General features: G+C 69.6%; 16 protein-coding genes and 1 tRNA gene. 7 read left to right on the top strand and 10 right to left on the bottom strand.

Annotation, left to right across the window (positions count from 1 at the left end; genetic code table 11):
- The first annotated feature begins 24 nt into the window (after positions 1-24).
- From ABZZ04_RS21760 to ABZZ04_RS21735, 6 genes are all read left to right on the top strand, one after another.
- On the top strand, positions 25-774 hold the full coding sequence (locus ABZZ04_RS21760) for a Crp/Fnr family transcriptional regulator (RefSeq protein ID WP_356933854.1): 750 nt from the start codon (positions 25-27) through the stop codon (positions 772-774).
- A 141-nt stretch (positions 775-915) separates the two neighbouring features.
- Complete coding sequence (locus tag ABZZ04_RS21755) at positions 916-1,659, top strand: hypothetical protein (protein WP_356933853.1); 744 nt, start codon at positions 916-918, stop codon at positions 1,657-1,659.
- The gene (locus ABZZ04_RS21750) at positions 1,656-3,842 is read left to right on the top strand and encodes a hypothetical protein (protein WP_356933852.1); all 2,187 of its coding nucleotides are present in this window, start codon (positions 1,656-1,658) and stop codon (positions 3,840-3,842) included. The genes ABZZ04_RS21755 and ABZZ04_RS21750 overlap by 4 nt, the downstream gene beginning before the upstream one ends.
- 39 nt (positions 3,843-3,881) lie before the next feature.
- Positions 3,882-5,234, top strand: a complete 1,353-nt coding sequence (locus tag ABZZ04_RS21745) for a hypothetical protein (protein ID WP_356933851.1) — start codon at positions 3,882-3,884, stop codon at positions 5,232-5,234.
- The gene (locus tag ABZZ04_RS21740; protein ID WP_356933850.1) at positions 5,231-5,740 is read left to right on the top strand and encodes a Pycsar system effector family protein; all 510 of its coding nucleotides are present in this window, start codon (positions 5,231-5,233) and stop codon (positions 5,738-5,740) included. Before ABZZ04_RS21745 ends, ABZZ04_RS21740 begins: the two co-directional genes overlap by 4 nt.
- Positions 5,741-5,767: 27 nt before the next feature.
- On the top strand, positions 5,768-6,775 hold the full coding sequence (locus ABZZ04_RS21735; protein ID WP_356933849.1) for a M48 family metalloprotease: 1,008 nt from the start codon (positions 5,768-5,770) through the stop codon (positions 6,773-6,775).
- Between the two features lie 80 nt (positions 6,776-6,855).
- Here ABZZ04_RS21735 and ABZZ04_RS21730 read toward each other — a convergent pair whose 3' ends face one another.
- The 10 genes from ABZZ04_RS21730 to ABZZ04_RS21685 form a co-directional block, all read right to left on the bottom strand.
- Complete coding sequence (locus ABZZ04_RS21730; RefSeq protein ID WP_356933848.1) at positions 6,856-10,755, bottom strand: DNA-directed RNA polymerase subunit beta'; 3,900 nt, start codon at positions 10,753-10,755, stop codon at positions 6,856-6,858.
- 129 nt (positions 10,756-10,884) lie between these two features.
- Positions 10,885-14,370, bottom strand: a complete 3,486-nt coding sequence (rpoB, locus tag ABZZ04_RS21725) for a DNA-directed RNA polymerase subunit beta (RefSeq protein ID WP_356933847.1) — start codon at positions 14,368-14,370, stop codon at positions 10,885-10,887.
- 621 nt (positions 14,371-14,991) lie between these two features.
- The gene (rplL, locus tag ABZZ04_RS21720) at positions 14,992-15,375 is read right to left on the bottom strand and encodes a 50S ribosomal protein L7/L12 (protein WP_356933846.1); all 384 of its coding nucleotides are present in this window, start codon (positions 15,373-15,375) and stop codon (positions 14,992-14,994) included.
- A gap of 111 nt (positions 15,376-15,486) precedes the next feature.
- The gene (rplJ, locus tag ABZZ04_RS21715; RefSeq protein ID WP_356933845.1) at positions 15,487-16,017 is read right to left on the bottom strand and encodes a 50S ribosomal protein L10; all 531 of its coding nucleotides are present in this window, start codon (positions 16,015-16,017) and stop codon (positions 15,487-15,489) included.
- A gap of 276 nt (positions 16,018-16,293) precedes the next feature.
- Entirely contained in the window at positions 16,294-17,214 is a 921-nt protein-coding gene (locus ABZZ04_RS21710) for a hypothetical protein (RefSeq protein ID WP_356933844.1), read from the bottom strand.
- A gap of 162 nt (positions 17,215-17,376) precedes the next feature.
- Positions 17,377-18,099, bottom strand: coding sequence for a 50S ribosomal protein L1 (gene rplA, locus ABZZ04_RS21705; protein WP_356933843.1), 723 nt, complete (start codon positions 18,097-18,099; stop codon positions 17,377-17,379).
- A gap of 81 nt (positions 18,100-18,180) precedes the next feature.
- Entirely contained in the window at positions 18,181-18,615 is a 435-nt protein-coding gene (gene rplK / locus ABZZ04_RS21700) for a 50S ribosomal protein L11 (RefSeq protein WP_006126872.1), read from the bottom strand.
- Between the two features lie 177 nt (positions 18,616-18,792).
- Entirely contained in the window at positions 18,793-19,641 is an 849-nt protein-coding gene (nusG, locus tag ABZZ04_RS21695; protein ID WP_356933842.1) for a transcription termination/antitermination protein NusG, read from the bottom strand.
- 75 nt (positions 19,642-19,716) lie between these two features.
- Complete coding sequence (gene secE / locus ABZZ04_RS21690) at positions 19,717-20,004, bottom strand: preprotein translocase subunit SecE (protein WP_356933841.1); 288 nt, start codon at positions 20,002-20,004, stop codon at positions 19,717-19,719.
- A 106-nt stretch (positions 20,005-20,110) separates the two neighbouring features.
- A tRNA-Trp gene (locus ABZZ04_RS21685) sits at positions 20,111-20,183 on the bottom strand.
- 225 nt (positions 20,184-20,408) lie between these two features.
- Between ABZZ04_RS21685 and ABZZ04_RS21680 the strand changes: the two genes are divergently transcribed.
- A complete protein-coding gene (locus ABZZ04_RS21680) occupies positions 20,409-21,635 on the top strand; it encodes a pyridoxal phosphate-dependent aminotransferase (RefSeq protein ID WP_356933840.1) in 1,227 nt (408 codons plus the stop codon).
- The last annotated feature ends 39 nt before the right edge of the window (positions 21,636-21,674 follow it).

Here is a 21,674-nt window from a genome sequence, read left to right as displayed (position 1 = left end):
CTGATCGGCGACCGGGGGGACGGAATGGCGGCGACGTACGTACCCGAGGGCGACGGACTCGACGACCAGGTGCCCTTCCTCGCCCGGCTGGAGCGCGAGGACCGGGTGGCCCTGCTCGCCCTGGGGCGCGAGCTGCGCTTCGACTCCCGGACCGCCCTGCTCCGGCAGGACGAGCCGTCCGCGCACGTCCTGCTGATCCTCCACGGCTGGACGAAGATCACCACCTCCGCGCCCAACGGCTACGAGGCGCTGCACGCCCTGCGCGGCCCCGGCGACATCGTCGGCGAATCGGCCGCGCTGACCGGGCGGCCTCGCTCGGCGACGGTGACCGCGCTCTCCCCCGTGCGGGCCGCGGTCGTGACGCACGAGAAGTTCCGCACCTTCGTGGCCGGCTCCCCCGAGGTGTCGCTCTCCCTCCTGGCACTGACCTCCGACCGGACGCGGGCCGCGGACCGGCGCAGCCTGGAGTTCGCGGCGATGACGGTGCGCGAACGCTTCGCCGTCCTGCTGCTGGACCTGGCGCGCACCCACGGTGCCCGCACGGACGAGGGCATCGAGCTCGACATACCGCTCAGCAAGCAGGAGCTGGCCGGGGCGGTCAGCGCCTCCCGGGAGATGGTCCAGCGGCTGCTGAAGGACCTGCGCGAACGGGGCATCGTACGGACCGGACGGCGGGCGCTGGTGATCGTGCGGCCGGACGCGCTCCGCCGGATCGCCCGGTCCGGGGAATCCGCCCTCCCGGCCCTCCGCCAGGAGGCCCCGCAGGCTCCGTAGCGCGGGCGACCGGAGCGGCCGGCGGCCGTCCCTTCTGTGCACACGGTCACACATCGAGTGCGTCATCGTTCCTCACCGCCGCACCCCGCCCTGCCCCACGCTCGTGTCCCGGCCCACGGAGACACGAGCGAGAGGCACCCCATGAACGACCCGGTGAACAGCACGATCCTGCTGCTCGACATCGAGAAGTACAGCGAGCGGGACGACGTCGAGCAGGCGTATCTGCGCCGCATGCTCTACGACCTGACCGACCGGACGCTGCTGGCCGCCGGGGTCGACGAGACCCGGCGGCGGCGGGCGGACCGCGGCGACTCCGTGATGGAGCTGATCGACGCCAACTGCTCGGTGGTCGCCCTGCTGCGGGCGCTGCTGACCGAGGTGCCGGCCCGGTTGCGCAGCCAGAACCGGCGCGCCTCCGCCGCGGCACGGATGCGGCTGCGGGGAGTGGTCGCCTCGGGGTACGTCGCGGTGGACCCGCTCGACGGATGGGTGGGCAGCGACCTCAACCACGCGTGCCGGCTTCTGGACGCGGACGCGCTGCGGGCGGCGCTGCGGGACCGCAGGGACGACTTCGCGCTCTGCGTGTCCGACCCGGTGTACCAGGGGGTCGTGCGGCACAGTCACACGGGCGTCCCGGCGGAGGAGTTCCGCTCCGTCACGGTGGACAGCAAGAACGGCCCGCTCGGCGCGTGGCTGCACGGTCCGCTCCCGCAGGCCGTGGACGCGGCCCCGGCCGCGCCGTCGGCGCCGGTCCCGGCGCCCGGTCCGGGCGGTGCCCCGGCCGGCGGCGCCCCGGTCTACGGCGGTGTCTTCGGCGGGACCAATCACGGCATCGGCGGCGGTGTCTTCCACGGGGACGTCCGGTTCGGCGGCGGGGACCGGTGAGCGCCGAGGAACCGGCACAGGGGGCCCCGCCCCCGCCCGGGGACGACCAGGGCGCCGAGCCGCCGGAGGGCCCGCAGACCGAGGGGGAGGGCGCGGACGCGGAGAAGAGGACCGACCAGCCGCAGCCCGCCTGGGCCGCCCGGCGGGACCTGGCGAGCCACACCCCGCGGACCATGGGGTTCGGCGACGGCTCCCAGGTCGGTGGAGGGATCTTCGGCGGGACCAACCACGGCATCGGCGGCGGCACGTTCTACGGGGACGTCCTGCAGCGGACCGAGATCGTCTACCGGTTCGACGCGCCCTCCGCCCTCCGTGCCTCGGGCGCGATCGCGCCGTCCGCCCTGACGGGGCTCGCCGCGTGCTTCGTCCCCGGACGGGACGACTTCGAGGCGCTGGCCGACCGGCTCCGCGACGAGCACGTGCTGGTCCTCTCGGGGCCGTACTACTCGGGTCGGCGGACCGCCGCGCTCATGCTGCTGCACCGGGTCGGCGCCGCTCCGGTCCGGGCGATGAACCGGGACACCACCCCCGAACAGCTGACGGCCGGCCTCAAGGGCGGTGAGCCGGACGGCGGCCGGACCGGGCACGTCCTGTGCGACCTGGTCACCGCGGCGGGCCGGCCGCTGCGGGAGGCCGATCTGCTGGCCGCCCGCGAGGAGCTGGGCGAGGACGCGTATCTGGTGATCACCACGGGACCGGCCGCCCTGCTGGAGGACGTACCGGTGGTGAAGTGGCGGACGCCCGCACCCCGGGACGTCCTCGCCGGGCACCTGAAGGCGCTGCTGGACGGCGAGGAGCGCGTGCCGGAGCTGCTGGCGCTGCCCGCCGCGGCCGCTTTCCTCGAACGTCACCATCAGCCGCGCGAGGCCGCCGAGTTCGCCCGGCTCCTGGCCGGATGCGCGGACGGCACGGACGGCACGGACGGCACCGCGCGTCTCGACGGCTTCTCCCTGCTCGCGCTGGAGAGCCAGGTCCAGGAGTGGTTCGAGGACGACGGGACCGTACTGCACCTGCGCGAGAAGGCGTTCCTCGTCGCGCTGGCCGCCTTCGACGAGGGGCCGTACGCCCTGACGGCCGAACTGGGCGATCTGCTCTACGCCGCCCTGGAGAGGACCGAGAGCCGACTGCACCCCGCCGTCCCGGTCTTCGGTACGCACATCGGCAAGCGGCTCCAGCTGGCACGGGCGCACCGGTTCGAGGCCGAGGAACCCACCGAGTGGGGCCCGGTCCAGCAGGTGAAGGCCGCCTTCCGCGACGAGCGGACCCCGCTCGTGCTGCTGCGCGAGATCTGGACCGGGCACCCCTCGGCGCGGCCCGCGCTCGTGCAGTGGCTGCGGCAGCTGGCCGGGGACGGGCGGCCCTTCGTCCGCACCCGGGCCGCCTCCACCGTCGCCGTGTTCGCCCACACCGACCTGCCGTCCGCGATGGCGCTGATCGTCGAGCCGTGGGCATCGTCCCGCCTCTACCGGCACCGGAGCGTCGCCGTCGGCGCGCTCACGCTCGCCCATGTGCTGGGCACTCCCCATGTGCCGCGCATCCTCGACGCCTGGTGCGAGAGCGAGGAGTCGTCGCTGCGCTGGGTGGCCATCCGGGCGCACGGGATGATCGGGCCGGAACGCCCGGTGCAGGCCCTGGCCGCGCTGCGCACGGCGGCCCGGCACGAGGCGGGGCGGCCGGAGCCCGACCCGGAGCTGACGGGGCAGCTCGCGGAGTCAGTGGAGCTGTTGCTGCTGTCGTCGGCGGGCGAGGAGGTGGTGGCGGAGCTGGTGCGGACGGTGCACGACGACCGGCCCGCGGCCGATCTCGCGCTCGGCGGCTTCCTCGGCGCCTGCCGCCGCGTCGAGCAGGACGAGCGCCGCGGCCTGCCGAGCGTGCTGGCCCGGTACGCGCGGGCGTCGGCGGCGGGCTCCCCCGAGGCCCCCGGCATCGCCGAGCTGTGGCGCACCGCCCTGGGCGACCGGGGCCGCACCCGGGACGCGCTCGACGTGCTCCGCCTGTGGGTGCTGTCGGCGGAGCACGGATCCGGCGCCGAGTGGGCGCTCGCCGCCCTGCTGCCCGTGCTCGTCACCACACCGCCGGAGTACCAGCGGATCAGCCACCTCCTGCGGACGATGCCCGGCGAGGACGGTGCCGACCCCCCGCCCGTGACGGGCCGGCTGCTGGCCGTCCTGCCCCGGCCCTGACCCGCGTACCCCTCCCAGCGAAGCGACAGGAGAACACCCATGCCCGAATTCCGCAGGCTCCCCGACTGGGACCAACGGGCCGACCGCGGGACACGGCTGACCGACCCGGTGGTCACGGTCCGGCAGCTGTCCCGGTTCGGCTTCGCCCGCCGTCCGCTCACCCGGATCGACCACGCCCTGGTCTTCTCGGCCCCGGACGGTTCGTACGACGCCTATCTCCCTCCGCTCCGCCCCACCAGGGCCGGGGCCGCCGCGAAGCGCTACACCGCGGTGTACGAGGTCGACATGGGGGTCCATCCGGTGCGCGAGGAGATCACGCTGCCGAGCGACGACGACGCCTTCGAGTTCGCGGTGGCCGTCGAGCTGTCGTGGCAGGTCGTCGATCCCGCGCGGTTCGTGGCGAGCCGTCACCGCGACGTGCCGCGGCTGCTGGTGGGCGAGCTGGAGCGGGCGGCCCGCGCCGTCACCCGCCGCTTCCCCGTCTCCCGGAGCGCGGCGGCCGAGGAGGCGCTGCTGCGGGAGGTCCACGCGCAGGGCGTACCCGGCGCCGGGGCGGGGCTCACGGCGGACTGGACGGTCCGGCTGCGCGGTGACCGGGAGGTCATCGACCACGTCCGGCGCATGCGCTCCATCGACCACGAAGCCACCGAGCAGATCCGCGCCGAACACCTCGGCCGGGAGCACGACGCCGCGATCGACCGGCGCGTCAGGGAGCAGGACGTGCTCCAGTCGGGGCGCGCGGCCGAGTTCGAGGAGCAGCAGCACCGGCTGAGGCTGCGGCAGCAGCGGTGGCAGCACACCGAGGAGGTCGACCGGGCGCGGGCCCTGCTGGAACTGCAACAGGTGAACGAGGAGAAGATCGCGTTCTACGAGAAGCACCTGGAGCAGGGCGGGGTCCGTGCGTGGGCGCTCCTCCTCGCGGACCGCCCCGGGGACATCAGCACCGTGGTGGCGAGCCTGCGCCAGGACCAACTCGAAATGATCAAGGCCCAGCTGGAGCTGGCCAAGGAACTGCTGAAGGGCGACAGCGCGGAGGGCCACGAGCTGGAGGCCCCGAAGGTGCAGGCGTTCCAGGCCGTGGTCGACGTACTGGACCAGCGCCTTCCCGGTGTCACCGCGCGGAGCACGGCCGGCGGGCGGCTGACCGTCTCGATGCCGCAGGACGCCCCGGGGACGGAGGCGCCCCGGTACGGCGGCCCCTCCCCGTCGCCGTTCCCCGGCTGGCATCCCCCGCCCGGCTACGGCAGCACCCCGCTGGAGCCGAACCGCGCCGAGAGCCCGGCAGAGGCACCGGACGCGACGGAGCCGGACACGACCGGGCCCGGCGTGAAGAAGCCGGGCACGGAGAAGCCGGGCACGGCAGGACCGGGCGAGGAGGGGGCGGGCACATGACCGACAGCTCACCGGGCCGGCCCACCACGGCCGGGGAACGGCTCCTCCTCGATCTGCGGGCCGAGATCGCGCGGGCCGACAGCAAGGCATCCGTGCTGGTCGCCGCGCTCGGCATGACGGCGGGCGTGCTCAGCGGCTGGCTGGCGGGCCGGGGCTGGCGGCCGGGCTCGCTCGACGCCCCCGGGACGGCCCTGTGGTGGACGGGCGTCGGCGGTCTGACGGCCGCGCTGGTCGCCCTGCTGATGGCCGTGATCCCGCGCTACCGCCGCAGCGTCTGGGTCCCCGGGGAGCCGCTCACCTACTTCGGGGACATCCAGGACGCCGCCCGGCGGGGCCGGCTGCCGGAGGCGCTCGACGCCACCGCGAACTCCCGGACCGCCGCGCTCGTCACGGCCCTGGCCGAGACCAGCCGGATCGCCCTGTGCAAGCACCGGTGGATACGGGCCGGGCTGCTCGCCTACTCCGTGGGCACCGTTCTGCTCCCCGCCTCGCTGCTCCTCGGCTGACGCCCCGACCGCCAAAGGATGATCACGATGTCTCCGACCTCCCGGACCCCGGACCCGGGCGACGGCCCCGTACCGCCGTCCCCGCCGCCCGGCCCCGATCCGGCCACCGCCCCGCCCCTGCCCGACGACCTGGTCTACGAGCACGGTCCCGGCCGCCGGGTGTACTACGCGGCGCATCAGCGCAGGATGGACCTCACCGCGCTGGGGCAGCTGGCGCTGGCCCTGCCCGCCTTCCTCACGAGCGCGCTGGTGGTGCTGCTCGTGGGGGTGCTCCTGGACGTCGGGCCCGGGGTGCCGTTCTGGATACCGGTCGCCCTCTGGGTGGCGTCCGGCGCCCTGGTCTTCCACCGGCCCACCGAGGACCTGCTGGCCCGTTACCTGTTCGGGCTGCGGCGTCCGATGCCCCAGGAGGCCGCCCGGCTGGAGCCGGTGTGGCGGGAGGTGACGGCGATCGCCGGGGTCGACGGGGGCCGGTACCGGCTCTGGGTCGAGGAGAGCGACGCCCTCAACGCGCTCGCCGTGGCGGGGCACGTCGTGGGCGTCACCCGGTACGCGCTGGAGCAGCTGTCGAGCCGTCGGCTGGCCGCCGTGCTCGCCCATGAGCTGGGGCACCACACCGGAGGTCACGCGTGGGCGCTGCTGCTCTGCCACTGGTACGGGCTGCCCGGCCGGCTGGTCCGGCGGGTGCTCCGCGCGACGGCGCTGTCCCTGGTCACGCCCGTCCGGTGCGCCGTCTACCTGGCCGGGGGCGTTCTGCTCCTCGCGCTGGGCGGGTTCGACTCCACCGTCGCCCGGATTCTCTACGGGCTCCCGCTGCTGCTCGCGCTCCCGTATCTGTCGGCGGCCGTGGGGCGTCGCGCCGAGCTCCGGGCCGACCGGCATGCCGCGGGCCTCGGGTTCGCCCCGGAGCTCGCCGACGTGCTGGAGATGCTGTACGAGGACGGCCCGCCGGAGCACGAGTCGGTACCCGCCCGGCTGCTCTCCACCCACCCCGACGTCCCGACCCGGCTGCACCACCTGCGGGCCTACCTGTAGTCGGAAACAGTCGGAAACGCCGGAGGGCGGCCACCCCGCACGAAACGGGGTGACCGCCCTCCGGTCGTCAAACGACTCGCTTACTGGTTGTACGGACCGTAGTCGTAGTCCTCCAGCGGAACGGCCTGGCCGGAGCCCGTGCCGAACGGCGAGTAGTCCATGTCGTCGTAGCCGACGGCCGAGTACATCGCGGCCTTGGCCTCCTCGGTCGGCTCGACCCGGATGTTGCGGTAGCGGGACAGGCCCGTACCGGCCGGGATGAGCTTACCGATGATGACGTTCTCCTTGAGGCCGATGAGGCTGTCGGACTTGGCGTTGATCGCCGCGTCCGTCAGGACTCGGGTCGTCTCCTGGAAGGAGGCGGCCGACAGCCAGGATTCCGTCGCCAGCGAGGCCTTGGTGATACCCATCAGCTGCGGACGGCCGGAGGCGGGGTGACCGCCCTCGGTGACCACACGACGGTTCTCGGTCTCGAACTTCGAGCGCTCGACGAGCTCGCCCGGCAGCAGTTCCGCGTCGCCGGACTCGATGATCGTCACGCGGCGCAGCATCTGCCGGATGATGATCTCGATGTGCTTGTCGTGGATCGACACGCCCTGCGAGTTGTAGACCTTCTGGACCTCGCCGACCAGGTGGACCTGGACCGCGCGCTGGCCGAGGATGCGGAGCACGTCGTGCGGGTTGGTGGCACCCACGGTGAGCTTCTGGCCCACCTCGACGTGGTCGCCCTCGCCCACCAGCAGACGGGCGCGCTTCGAGATCGGGAACGCCGTCTCGTCGCTGCCGTCGTCCGGGGTGACGACGATCTTCTTGGTCTTCTCGGTCTCCTCGATGCGGACGCGGCCGGCCGCCTCCGAGATCGGGGCGACACCCTTGGGCGTACGGGCTTCGAAGAGCTCGACGACTCGGGGCAGACCCTGGGTGATGTCGTCACCGGCCACACCACCGGTGTGGAAGGTACGCATCGTCAGCTGGGTACCGGGCTCACCGATGGACTGGGCGGCGATGATGCCGACCGCCTCACCGATGTCGACCAGCTTGCCGGTGGCGAGCGAGCGTCCGTAGCAGAAGGCACAGGTGCCGACCGCGGACTCGCAGGTCAGGACCGAGCGGGTCTTGACCTCCTCGACGCCGTGCATGACCAGCTGGTCGATGAGCACGTCACCGAGGTCGACGTTGGCGGGCGCGATGACCTTGCCGTCGACGACGACGTCCTCGGCGAGCATGCGGGCGTAGACCGAGGTCTCGACGTCCTCCGTCTTGCGGAGCACGCCGTCGGCGCCCTTCTCCGCGATCTTCAGCTTCAGGCCGCGGTCGGTGCCGCAGTCCTCCTCGCGGATGATCACGTCCTGCGAGACGTCCACCAGACGACGGGTCAGGTAACCCGAGTCGGCGGTACGCAGGGCGGTGTCCGCCAGACCCTTACGGGCACCGTGCGTGGAGATGAAGTACTCCAGAACGGTGAGGCCCTCGCGGAAGGACGCCTTGATGGGACGCGGGATCGTCTCGTTCTTGGCGTTGGACACCAGACCACGCATACCGGCGATCTGACGCATCTGCATCATGTTTCCTCGGGCACCCGAGTCAACCATCATGAAGATGGGGTTCGTCTTGGGGAAGTTCGCGTTCATCGCCTCGGCGACCTCGTTGGTCGCCTTGGTCCAGATCGCGATGAGTTCCTGCGTGCGCTCGTCCTTGGTGATCAGACCGCGCTCGTACTGCTTCTGGACCTTCTCGTCCTGCGCCTCGTAACCGGCGACGATCTCCTTCTTGGCCTCGGGGACCACGACGTCGGAGATGGCCACGGTGACGCCGGAGCGGGTCGCCCAGTGGAAGCCGGCCGCCTTCAGGTTGTCGAGCGTCGCCGCCACGATGACCTTGGGGTAGCGCTCGGCGAGGTCGTTGACGATCTCGGAGAGCTGCTTCTTGCCGACCGAGTAGTCGACGAACGGGTAGTCCTCGGGCAGCAGCTCGTTGAAGAGCGCGCGGCCCAGGGAGGTCCGCAGCCGGAACGAGTCGCCCGGCTGGAACTCCTGCTCGCCCTCCTCTGCGACCGGCGGCACCCAGCCGCGCGGCGGGATGGTGCCCACCGGGAAGCGGATGTCGACCTTCGCCTGGAGCGACAGCTCGCGGGCGTCGAAGGCCATGATCGCCTCGGCCGTGGAGCCGAAGGAGCGGTCCTGTCCGACGACGTTGCGCTCCTCCTCGTCCGTGGTGAGGAAGAACAGGCCCAGCACCATGTCCTGGGTCGGCATGGTGACGGGACGGCCGTCGGCCGGCTTCAGGATGTTGTTCGAGGACAGCATCAGGATGCGGGCCTCGGCCTGCGCCTCCGCGGAGAGCGGCAGGTGGACGGCCATCTGGTCACCGTCGAAGTCCGCGTTGAACGCGGTGCAGACGAGCGGGTGGATCTGGATGGCCTTGCCCTCGACCAGCTGCGGCTCGAAGGCCTGGATGCCGAGGCGGTGCAGCGTGGGCGCACGGTTCAGCAGCACCGGGTGCTCGGCGATGACCTCTTCGAGGACGTCGTACACCACGGTGCGGCCGCGCTCGACCATGCGCTTGGCCGACTTGATGTTCTGCGCGTGGTTCAGGTCGACCAGGCGCTTCATCACGAACGGCTTGAAGAGCTCCAGCGCCATGGCCTTCGGCAGACCGCACTGGTGCAGCTTGAGCTGCGGACCGACGACGATCACGGAACGCGCGGAGTAGTCCACGCGCTTGCCGAGCAGGTTCTGACGGAATCGACCCTGCTTGCCCTTGAGCATGTCGGACAGCGACTTCAGCGGACGGTTGCCGGGGCCCGTCACCGGGCGGCCACGACGGCCGTTGTCGAAGAGCGCGTCGACGGCCTCCTGGAGCATGCGCTTCTCGTTGTTCACGATGATCTCGGGCGCGCCGAGGTCGAGAAGCCGCTTCAGGCGGTTGTTGCGGTTGATCACGCGGCGGTACAGGTCGTTCAGGTCGGAGGTCGCGAAGCGGCCACCGTCCAGCTGCACCATCGGACGCAGGTCCGGCGGGATGACCGGCACGCAGTCGAGCACCATGCCCTTGGGCTTGTTGCTGGTCTGCAGGAACGCGGAGACGACCTTGAGGCGCTTGAGCGCACGGGTCTTCTTCTGGCCCTTGCCGGTGCGGATGATCTCGCGGAGGCGCTCGGCCTCCTCGTCGAGGTCGAAGGACTCCAGGCGCTTCTGCAGGGCGGCGGCGCCCATGCAGCCGTCGAAGTACGTGCCGAAGCGGTCACGCAGCTCGCGGTAGAGCAGCTCGTCGCCCTCCAGGTCCTGGACCTTGAGGTTCTTGAAGCGGCTCCACACCTCGTCGAGGCGGTCGATCTCGCGCTGCGCGCGGTCGCGCAGCTGCTTCATCTCGCGCTCGGCGCCCTCGCGCACCTTGCGGCGCACGTCGGCCTTGGCGCCCTCGGCCTCCAGCTCGGCCAGGTCGGTCTCGAGCTTCTTGGCGCGGGCTTCGAGGTCGGCGTCGCGGCGGTTCTCGATCTGCTGGCGCTCGACGGAGACGTGCGCCTCCAGCGAGGGCAGGTCGCGGGTGCGGCGCTCCTCGTCCACGAACGTGATCATGTACGCGGCGAAGTAGATGACCTTCTCGAGGTCCTTCGGCGCGAGGTCGAGGAGGTAGCCCAGGCGCGACGGGACGCCCTTGAAGTACCAGATGTGGGTGACGGGAGCGGCGAGCTCGATGTGTCCCATGCGCTCACGGCGCACCTTGGCGCGCGTGACCTCGACGCCACAGCGCTCACAGATGATGCCCTTGAAGCGGACACGCTTGTACTTGCCGCAGTAGCACTCCCAGTCCCGGGTCGGACCGAAGATCTTCTCGCAGAAGAGTCCGTCCTTTTCGGGCTTGAGGGTGCGGTAGTTGATGGTCTCCGGCTTCTTCACTTCGCCGTGCGACCAGGTCCGGATGTCGTCCGCGGTGGCGAGGCCGATCCGCAGCTCGTCGAAGAAGTTGACGTCGAGCACTTGTCGTCAATCCCTCTTTCGGGGGTTCGAGCCCCCTCGCATCAAGCGAGAAATTGGGGCACTTCAGCAATGGTCTGAACGGGTCCGGGGAGAGCCGGCCGGATCACTGGGATCCGGCCGGCCAACCCGTCAGACCTCTTCGACGCTGCTCGGCTCGCGCCGGGACAGGTCGATACCGAGCTCCTCCGCCGCGCGGAAGACGTCCTCGTCCGTGTCGCGCATCTCGATGGACATGCCGTCCGAGGACAGCACCTCCACGTTGAGGCAGAGCGACTGCATTTCCTTGATGAGCACCTTGAAGGACTCGGGGATGCCGGGCTCGGGGATGTTCTCGCCCTTGACGATGGCCTCGTAGACCTTCACGCGGCCGGTCACGTCGTCGGACTTGATCGTCAGGAGCTCCTGGAGGGCGTATGCGGCGCCGTATGCCTCAAGGGCCCACACCTCCATCTCACCGAAGCGCTGTCCACCGAACTGGGCCTTACCACCGAGCGGCTGCTGGGTGATCATGGAGTACGGCCCGGTCGAACGCGCGTGCAGCTTGTCGTCGACCAGGTGGTGCAGCTTGAGGATGTACATGTACCCGACCGAGACCGGGTCCGGGAACGGCTCGCCGGAGCGGCCGTCGAACAGCTTGGCCTTGCCGGAGGGCTGGACCAGGCGGTCGCCGTCGCGGTTCGGGATCGTGGCCCCGAAGAGACCGGAGATCTCGTCCTCGCGCGCACCGTCGAAGACCGGGGTGGCGACGTTGGTGCCGGGGGCGACCTGGTCGGCGCCGATGGCCTGCAGGCGCTTGGCCCACTCGTCACCGAGGCCGGAGACGTCCCAGCCGCGGCTGGCGAGCCAGCCGAGGTGGATCTCCAGGACCTGTCCCGGGTTCATTCGGGACGGGACACCCAGCGGGTTGAGGATGATGTCGACCGGGGTGCCGTCCTCCAGGAACGGCATGTCCTCGATCGGCAGGATCTTCGAGATGACGCCCTTGTTGCCGTGACGGCCGGCGAGCTTGTCACCGTCGGTGATCTTGCGCTTCTGCGCGACGTAGACGCGGACCAGCTGGTTCACGCCGGGCGGCAGCTCGTCGCCCTCCTCGCGGTCGAAGACGCGGACGCCGATGACCTTGCCGATCTCGCCGTGCGGGACCTTCAGCGAGGTGTCGCGCACCTCGCGCGCCTTCTCACCGAAGATCGCGCGGAGCAGGCGCTCCTCGGGGGTCAGCTCGGTCTCGCCCTTGGGCGTGACCTTGCCGACGAGGATGTCACCGGCGACGACCTCGGCACCGATCCGGATGATGCCGCGCTCGTCGAGGTCGGCGAGGACCTCCTCGGAGACGTTCGGGATGTCCCGGGTGATCTCCTCCGGGCCGAGCTTGGTGTCACGGGCGTCGACCTCGTGCTCCTCGATGTGGATCGAGGAGAGGACGTCGTCCTGCACGAGGCGCTGCGACAGGATGATCGCGTCCTCGTAGTTGTGGCCCTCCCACGGCATGAACGCCACGAGGAGGTTCTTGCCGAGCGCCATCTCACCGTTCTCGGTGGCCGGACCGTCGGCGAGGACCTGGCCCTCGATGACCCGGTCGCCCTCGGAGACGACGACCTTCTGGTTGACCGAGGTGCCCTGGTTGGAGCGCGAGAACTTGGCGATGCGGTACGTGGTGTACGTGCCGTCGTCGTTGGTCACGGTGATGTAGTCCGCGGAGACCTCCTGGACCACACCGTCCTTCTCGGCCTTCAGCACGTCACCGGCGTCGGTGGCGCAGCGGTACTCCATGCCGGTGCCGACGAGCGGGGCCTCCGACTTAATCAGCGGCACCGCCTGACGCATCATGTTCGCGCCCATGAGGGCACGGTTGGCGTCGTCGTGCTCCAGGAAGGGGATCATCGCGGTGGCGACGGACACCATCTGGCGCGGCGAGACGTCCATGTAGTCGACCTCGGCCGGCGGCACGTAGTCGACCTCGCCGCCGCGGCGGCGGACCAGGACGCGGGGCTCGGTGAAGCGCAGCTCGTCGGAGAGGGTCGCGTTCGCCTGGGCGATGACGAAGCGGTCCTCCTCGTCGGCCGTGATGTAGTCGACCTCGTCGGTGACCTGGCCGTCGACGACCTTGCGGTACGGCGTCTCGATGAAGCCGAACGCGTTGACGCGGCCGTACGAGGCGAGCGAACCGATCAGACCGATGTTCGGGCCTTCGGGGGTCTCGATCGGGCACATGCGTCCGTAGTGGGACGGGTGCACGTCTCGGACCTCGAAGCCGGCCCGCTCACGGGACAGACCGCCGGGGCCCAGTGCCGAGAGACGACGCTTGTGCGTCAGACCCGACAGCGGGTTGTTCTGGTCCATGAACTGGGACAGCTGGCTGGTGCCGAAGAACTCCTTGATGGAGGCGACGACCGGCCGGATGTTGATCAGGGTCTGCGGCGTGATCGCCTCGACGTCCTGGGTGGTCATGCGCTCGCGCACGACGCGCTCCATACGGGCGAGACCCGTACGGACCTGGTTCTGGATGAGCTCGCCGACGTTGCGCAGGCGGCGGTTGCCGAAGTGGTCGATGTCGTCGGTCTCGACGACGATCTCCCGGCCCGACTCGCCGATCGTCTCGGTCTCACCGGCGTGCAGCTTGACCAGGTACTTGATGGTCGCGATGACGTCGTCGGTGGTGAGGACCCCGGCGTCCAGCGGCTCGTCCGCACCGAGCTTCTTGTTCACCTTGTAGCGGCCGACCTTCGCCAGGTCGTAGCGCTTCGGGTTGAAGTAGAGGTTCTCCAGCAGCGTCTGGGCGGCCTCGCGCGTGGGAGGCTCGCCCGGACGGAGCTTGCGGTAGATGTCGAGCAGCGCGTCGTCCTGGCCCTGGGTGTGGTCCTTCTCCAGGGTGGCGCGCATGGACTCGTACTCGCCGAACTCCTCGAGGATCTGCTCGGTCGTCCAACCGAGGGCCTTGAGCAGGACGGTCACGGACTGCTTGCGCTTGCGGTCGATGCGCACACCGACCATGTCGCGCTTGTCGATCTCCATCTCCAGCCAGGCACCCCGGGACGGGATGATCTTGGCGGAGAAGATGTCCTTGTCGGACGTCTTGTCGATGGAGGAGTCGAAGTAGACACCCGGCGAACGGACCAACTGCGACACGACGACACGCTCGGTGCCGTTGATGACGAAGGTGCCCTTGTTGGTCATGAGCGGGAAGTCGCCCATGAAGACCGTCTGGGACTTGATCTCGCCGGTCTCGTTGTTGGTGAACTCGGCCGTGACGAAGAGCGGGGCGGCGAACGTGAAGTCGCGCTCCTTGCACTCGTCGATCGAGTTCTTCGGGGGCTCGAAGCGGTGGTCGCGGAACGTGAGCGACATCGACCCGGAGAAGTCCTCGATCGGGGAGATCTCCTCGAAGATTTCCTCCAGTCCGGACTTGGTGGGGACGTCTTGTCCACTGTCCAGAGCAGCCTCGACGCGAGCCTTCCAGGCGGCATTGCCGAGGAGCCAGTCGAAGCTCTCGGTCTGCAGCGCGAGGAGGTTCGGAACCTCGAGGGGCTCCTTGATCTTTGCAAAGGAGATGCGCAGCGGGGCGGTGCTGGCACCGTTGTTCGTATTCGCGGTCGAGGCGTTGCGCGAGGCGGCCAAGAGGGGGTCCTTCCGAGGGCTCGGACTCACTACGCGCGTACCGGTCCCAAGCCGGCCACGTAGACAGTCCGTTCCTGAGTCGACCAGAAAAGGCCAGGTCAGGGGCGTTCGGTCATCGGTGCTCTAGCGTGGGCATGCCCCTGGTGACGGGCAGGGGGCAGCTAACAGGCAGCGCAAAGGGTCAGTGTAGCCAAACGGCACACTGATGTCCAGTCGGGGTTCTCAGAGACCCACGTTGCTCTCAACAGCTGTTCTCAACACCCATGACTCGGTTGTCGCGCGTGGTGCGCTCTTCTTTACTGCCCGCTCCGCCCACGATCCATGCCTCGGATTCGGATCGATGTGGCGACGCGTCCTGAGAATTGCGCGCCGCGTGCGGTTCGTCAAGGCCCCCCAACGGGGTCGGCCGCCCCGAGGTCCTCACCCGGGCGCCTCCCGGCGCCGGTCGGCCGTCCCGCGGAGGCAACGGCGATGATCACCATACTCGTCACCGCCGGAAGAGCAAGGCAGCCGCCTCGGGTACGCCGAAGGGCGACCACCCCGATGGGTGATCGCCCTTCGTCAGACGACGTCCGTGCTGTGCGGCACGGGGCGCCAGGAGGAGTCAGAGGACTCCTTGAGTCACTTGACCTCGACGGAAGCGCCGGCGGCCTTGAGGGACTCGGCAGCCTTCTCGGCGGCCTCCTTGGCGACCTTCTCGAGGACCGGCTTCGGGGTGCCGTCGACGAGGTCCTTGGCCTCCTTCAGACCCAGCGAGGTCAGCTCACGCACGACCTTGATGACCTGGATCTTCTTGTCGCCGGCGCCGGTGAGGATGACGTCGAACTCGTCCTTCTCCTCGACGGCCTCGGCAACGGCGCCCGGGCCGGCCGGACCGGCGACGGCGACGGCCGCAGCGGCGGTGACGTCGAACTTCTCCTCGAAGGCCTTCACGAACTCGGAGAGCTCGATGAGGGTCATCTCTTCGAACTGCGCGAGCAGGTCGTCCTGGGACAGCTTCGCCATGATGGCGTCCTTCCACTAATTCGGCAGGTGCCGGATGTACATGTAGGCGGGCGTACGTTCGGCCCGCTGCGACCGTCGCCCTAGGCGGCGACGATCATTGCGCGAGCCGAGTTACTCGGCACCGCCCTGCTCTTCGAGCTTGACGCGAAGCGCCTCCGCGGTGCGGACGAACTTCGACGGCAGCGCCTGGAAGAGCGAAGCAGTCTGGGACTGCTTGCCCTTGAAGGCACCGGCCAGCTTGCTGAGCAGAACCTCGCGGGACTCGAGGTCCGCGAGCTTCTTGATCTCATCGGCGGACAGCGCCTTGCCGTCAAGGACACCGCCCTTGATGACGAGGTTGGGGTTCTCCTTGGCGAAGTCACGAAGACCCTTCGCCGACTCCACCGGGTCACCGGTGATGAAGGCAACCGCCGTCGGACCAGTGAACTGGTCGTCCAGCGACGTGATCCCGGCCTCGTTGGCCGCAATCTTGGTCAGCGTGTTCTTCACCACGGCGTACTGGGCGTTCTCACCGAGCGAACGGCGCAGCTGCTTGAGCTGAGCCACGGTGAGACCCCGGTACTCGGTCAGCACGGCGGCGTTCGAGCTGCGGAACTGGTCCGCGAGCTCGGCTACCGCGGCAGCCTTGTCGGGCCTTGCCATGAGCGTCGGCCTCCTTCCGGGTGATGAGGACCGCTCAGAAGGGGCCGGGAAAGACGAAACGCCCCGGCGCAGGCGCCAGGGCGTAGCTCGACCGAACAAAATCCGGGAGCTTTCCACAGTCACCTGCGCAGGTCGCCCGTACTCAACGGATCCTTCGGTCGCCATCCCCTTCTTGCGAGGGCACGGCAACGACCAGCGGTCTTTGGCTTCTGTGGAAGGTTACGCGACCGGGGCCGCGTCGAGCAAATCCGTCCCTCCGCGGGTGGTCCGGGAGGTTCAGGAAGCGCCTCCGGCGGCTCCCTGCTGCTGCTTCAGGAGCTCCTTGAAGTCGACCGTGTCGGAGGCCGGGGGCATCTCGACCGAGGCGTCGGTGCCGTAGTCGCTGTAGTACACCGTGGAGTTGAGCTCCCCGGTCTTCATCTGGCCGCGCTCGGTCTTCTTGACCAGCAGGTCGTTCTTGTCGACCCAGATGTCGACCTGCTCCGTGGTGATGCCGGCCTCGCTCAGCTGCTTCTTCAGCCCGGCGAGCTGGTCGGCGTCGAGCTCGGAGTTCTTCGCGGTCAGCTCGGCGACGTCGACCGTGCCCGAGTAGTGCGTGGTGGGGACACCGCGCACGTCCTCCTCGCCGACCTTCTTCACGTCGCCGGAGGCCAGCAGGGACTTCACGCCCTGGTCGGGGGTGGTGTTCTCCATCTGCTGCTTCATCGCCTCGCCGGAGGCGCCCGCCATCTCGGCGATGTCGGCGTAGCTGTAGTTGATCCAGTGCTTGCCGCCGGCCTGCTTCGCGAAGGCGTCGCCCATGTTCACGACGTAGCCGTTCTTGAAGTACCGGGCCTGCATCGTGCCGTTGCCGCCGGTCTGCTTGATGGCGTCCGCCATGGTGCCACCGGTGTAGGTGATCTCCATGGCGCCGGTGAGGCCGTCGGACCAGTCGATGGAGCCGGTCTGCTTCATGGACATGGTGGTGCCCATCTGCGTGGTGCCCTCGACCTTGGCCGAGCTCTGCCCCTTGGTCTTCTTCTGGACGTCGAGCAGCGCGGCTATGGGGTCGGCCTTCGTCACGCCGCTGCTGCGGTCCGTGCTCTTGCCGCTCTTGTCGCTCTTGTCGCCGTCAGACCCGTTGCAGGCCGCGACCGACGTCAGTGCCGCCGCCACCGCCACCGACAGACACACGCGTCGTACGGTACTGGTCCTCATGTCAGCTTCCACCCCTCGTTCGGCTCTGTCGGGGGCTCACGCTAACGCACGGGTCCGACAGCGCCATTCGGTACGTACATACGAGGACGGGCCCCGCACCTCGAAAGGTTGCGGGGCCCGTCGATGTCACACGTGACACGGCGTGCTGCCGAGCGCGAGGGCTCAGACGGCGGCCGGGTCCTCCTCGACGAGGAGGTTACGGGTGCGGTTGGCGTCCAGCGGGATGCCGGGGCCCATCGTGGTGGCCAGGGCGGCCTTCTTGATGTAGCGGCCCTTGGCGGCGGACGGCTTCAGACGGAGGACTTCCTCCAGCGCCGCCGCGTAGTTCTCCACCAGCTTGGTGTCGTCGAACGAGACCTTGCCGATGATGAAGTGCAGGTTCGAGTGCTTGTCGACGCGGAACTCGATCTTGCCGCCCTTGATGTCGGTGACGGCCTTGGCGACGTCGGGGGTGACGGTGCCGGTCTTCGGGTTCGGCATCAGACCACGCGGACCGAGCACGCGGCCGAGGCGGCCGACCTTGCCCATGAGGTCCGGGGTCGCGACGACGGCGTCGAAGTCCAGACGGCCCTTCGCCACCTCGTCGATGAGCTCGTCGGCGCCGACGATGTCGGCGCCCGCGGCTTCCGCGGCCGCAGCACGGTCACCGGTCGCGAAGACCAGGACCCGGGCGGTCTTGCCGGTGCCGTGCGGGAGGTTCACGGTGCCACGGACCATCTGGTCGGCCTTGCGGGGGTCGACACCCAGACGGAAGGCGACCTCGACAGTGCCGTCGAACTTCGTGGTCGCGGTCTCCTTGGCGAGACGGACGGCCTCGAGCGGGGCGTAGAGGCGCTCCCGGTCGACCTTGGCGTCCGCAGCCCGGAGGTTCTTGCTGCGCTTCACTTCTGCTCCTGTGGTTTCAGGGTGTGGAGTCGTGGTGCGGGCCAGCGCTTGGCCCTACCACTGAGGACGTGAGGGGCTGATTCAGCCTTCGACCGTGATGCCCATGGAACGGGCGGTGCCAGCGATGATCTTCGACGCGGCGTCGAGGTCGTTGGCGTTCAGGTCGGGGAGCTTCGTCGTGGCGATCTCACGGACCTGGGCGGCCGTCAGCTTGGCGACCTTGGTCTTGTGGGGCTCGCCGGAGCCCTTCTCCACGCCCGCGGCCTTGAGGATCAGCTTGGCGGCCGGCGGAGTCTTGGTGACGAAGGTGAAGGAACGGTCCTCGTAGACCGTGATCTCCACCGGCACGACCATGCCGCGCTGCGACTCGGTCGCGGCGTTGTAGGCCTTGCAGAACTCCATGATGTTGACGCCGTGCTGGCCGAGCGCGGGGCCGACCGGCGGGGCCGGGTTGGCGGCGCCGGCGTTGATCTGGAGCTTGATAAGCCCCGTGACCTTCTTCTTCTTGGGAGGCATTGCTCTCTCCGGGTCCTAGTGAGAGTGTTTCGCCGCCGTCCGATCATCCGGATGGAGGCATACCGCACAACGATAACGGGTATGGCTGCGCGTCCAAAAACCGAGCAGGTCAGACGGGCTTCTCAGCCGGTCTGACCTGCTCGGTAGGCATGTGCCCAGAAACCGCCGCCGGTGGCGTCAGTTCTTCTGGATCTGGTCGAAGCTGAGCTCCACCGGGGTCTCGCGGCCGAAGATCTCGACGAGGCCCTTGACCTTCTTCGAGTCGGCGTTGATCTCGTTGATCGTCGCCTGCAGCGTCGCGAACGGGCCGTCGGTGACGGTGACCGAGTCGCCGACCTCGAAGTCGAGCACCTGGACCTCGACCTTGCGGGCCGGAGCCGGCTTGCCCTCGGCCTCGGCGGCCTCGCGGGCGGCCTTCTCCTCGGCCTCCGGGGCGAGCATCTTGACGATCTCGTCCAGGGTCAGCGGGTAGGGGTCGTAGGCGTTGCCCACGAAGCCGGTGACGCCGGGGGTGTTGCGGACGACGCCCCAGGACTCGTTCGTCAGATCCATGCGCACCAGGACGTAGCCCGGGAGCTTGTTCTGGCGGACGTTCTTGCGCTCGCCGTTCTTGATCTGGACGATCTCTTCCTCGGGCACTTCGGCCTGGTAGATGAACTCCTCGACGTTGAGCGAGACGGCGCGCTGCTCCAGGTTGGCCTTCACGCGCTTCTCGTACCCGGCGTACGTGTGGATGACGTACCACTCGCCGGGAAGGCCGCGCAGCTCCTCGCGCAGGGCCGCGACGGCATCGACGGGGGCGGCCGGCTCGGCCTCCTCCGCCTCGTCCTCGTCGCCCTCGGTCTCCGCCTCGTCCTCGACGTGCAGGGCGGCCTCTTCGGCGGGCTCACCCGCGGCGGCGTCGGCAGCCTCGGCCTGGTCCGGCTCCTCGGCGTCCGCCGCCTCGACGATGTCGAGCTCGTCCTCGGCGGACTCGACGGCGCCCGCGGTCGGCTCGACGGCGTCGTTCAGGTTCGGGTCAGACACGGTGGCTGCTTCTTCCTGGAATACAAATGGGTGGAACATGCGAAAGGGGCGCCCTGTGAGGCGCCCTCCGCGGGATCAGCCGAAGACGTACTTCATGACCCGCTGGAAACCGAAGTCAACCACGGTGACCAGACCGATCATGACGACGACGAAAACAATCACCACTGTGGCGTACGTCGTCAGCTGGCTCCTGGTCGGCCAGACGACCTTGCGCAGCTCGGCGATGATCTGGCGGTAGAACAGCGCGAGGCGACCCAGGGGGCCCTTCTTCCCGCGCTTTCCGCCCTTCCGGGTCTTCTTCTTCGACTCGGGTACTTCATCCTCGGCATCAGGCATGTCGATGGAGCCCACGGCGTCCGTCACGCTTCTCACCTGATTCCGGGTCGTGGCCGTGCCGCGCCCGGTGGAGCCGCACGGCGGTGCATTGAAGTACGTACATGCGCACACATCCTGGCGAAGGAGTGTGTAGCAGGGCCGGAGGGACTTGAACCCCCAACCGCTGGTTTTGGAGACCAGTGCTCTACCAATTGAGCTACGACCCTTTGTGGTTTCCACCAACCTACCGCATCCCCCCGGATGGCCCGAGTGCAGGAACGGTGCGGCTGGTGAAGGCCAACGACAGGTGAGTGTACGTGTTCAGCGGCCCGGCGTCGAACAGATACCTCCGGGCGGCTCCCGGTCCGGTCCCGTCCGCATGCTGTCGGGGCCCTGTCCGGTCCCTGAAACCCGTGTGCCGCCGGGGATCGGGGTCTGGGACCATGGGGGCCATGAGCGCTGCAACTTCCCCCTCCGAGCGCCGGGTCTCCGCCCGCATCGGTGCGATCTCCGAATCCGCCACCCTCGCTGTCGACGCCAAGGCCAAGGCCCTCAAGGCCGCCGGTCGTCCGGTGATCGGCTTCGGCGCCGGCGAACCCGACTTCCCGACCCCCGACTACATCGTCGAGGCCGCGGTCGAGGCCTGCCGCAACCCGAAGTACCACCGCTACACCCCGGCGGGAGGGCTCCCGGAGCTCAAGGCCGCCATCGCGGAGAAGACGCTGCGCGACTCCGGCTACGAGGTCGACGCCTCCCAGATCCTGGTGACCAACGGCGGCAAGCAGGCGATCTACGAGGCGTTCGCCGCGATCCTCGACCCGGGCGACGAGGTCATCGTCCCGGCCCCGTACTGGACCACCTACCCCGAGTCGATCCGCCTCGCGGGCGGTGTCCCGGTGGAGGTCGTGGCCGACGAGACGACCGGTTACCGCGTCTCGGTGGAGCAGCTGGAGGCGGCGCGCACGGAGCGGACCAAGGTCGTCCTGTTCGTCTCCCCGTCCAACCCGACCGGCGCCGTGTACAGCGAGGCCGACGCCGAGGCGATCGGCCGCTGGGCCGTCGAGCACGGCCTGTGGGTGCTCACCGACGAGATCTACGAGCACCTGGTCTACGGGGACGCGAAGTTCACCTCGCTGCCCGCGATCGTGCCCGAGCTGCGCGACAGGTGCATCGTGGTCAACGGCGTCGCCAAGACGTACGCGATGACCGGCTGGCGGGTGGGCTGGGTCATCGGCCCGAAGGACGTCGTCAAGGCCGCGACCAACCTCCAGTCGCACGCCACGTCCAACGTCTCCAACGTGGCCCAGGTCGCCGCGCTGGCCGCCGTCTCCGGGAACCTGGACGCGGTCGCCGAGATGCGCACCGCCTTCGACCGGCGCCGGCGGACCATCGTCCGGATGCTCAACGAGATCGACGGCGTGCTGTGCCCGGAGCCCGAGGGCGCGTTCTACGCGTACCCGTCGGTGAAGGGGCTGCTCGGCAGGGAGATCCGCGGGAAGCGCCCGGCCACCTCGGTCGAGCTGGCCGCGCTGATCCTGGACGAGGCCGAGGTCGCGGTCGTACCGGGCGAGGCATTCGGCACGCCGGGGTACCTGCGCCTCTCGTACGCCCTGGGCGACGACGACCTCGTCGAGGGCGTCTCCCGGATCCAGAAGCTGCTGGCGGAGGCCAAGGCGTAGGCATCCGCGGGAACGAACGAGCGACCCCCGGCCCCGGCC

The organism is Streptomyces sp. NPDC006435 (assembly GCF_040612315.1).
In the GTDB taxonomy this organism is placed as follows: domain Bacteria; phylum Actinomycetota; class Actinomycetes; order Streptomycetales; family Streptomycetaceae; genus Streptomyces.
The sequence above is the reverse complement of the archived record's forward strand: the minus strand, read 5'-3'. Positions and strand labels throughout refer to the sequence as shown.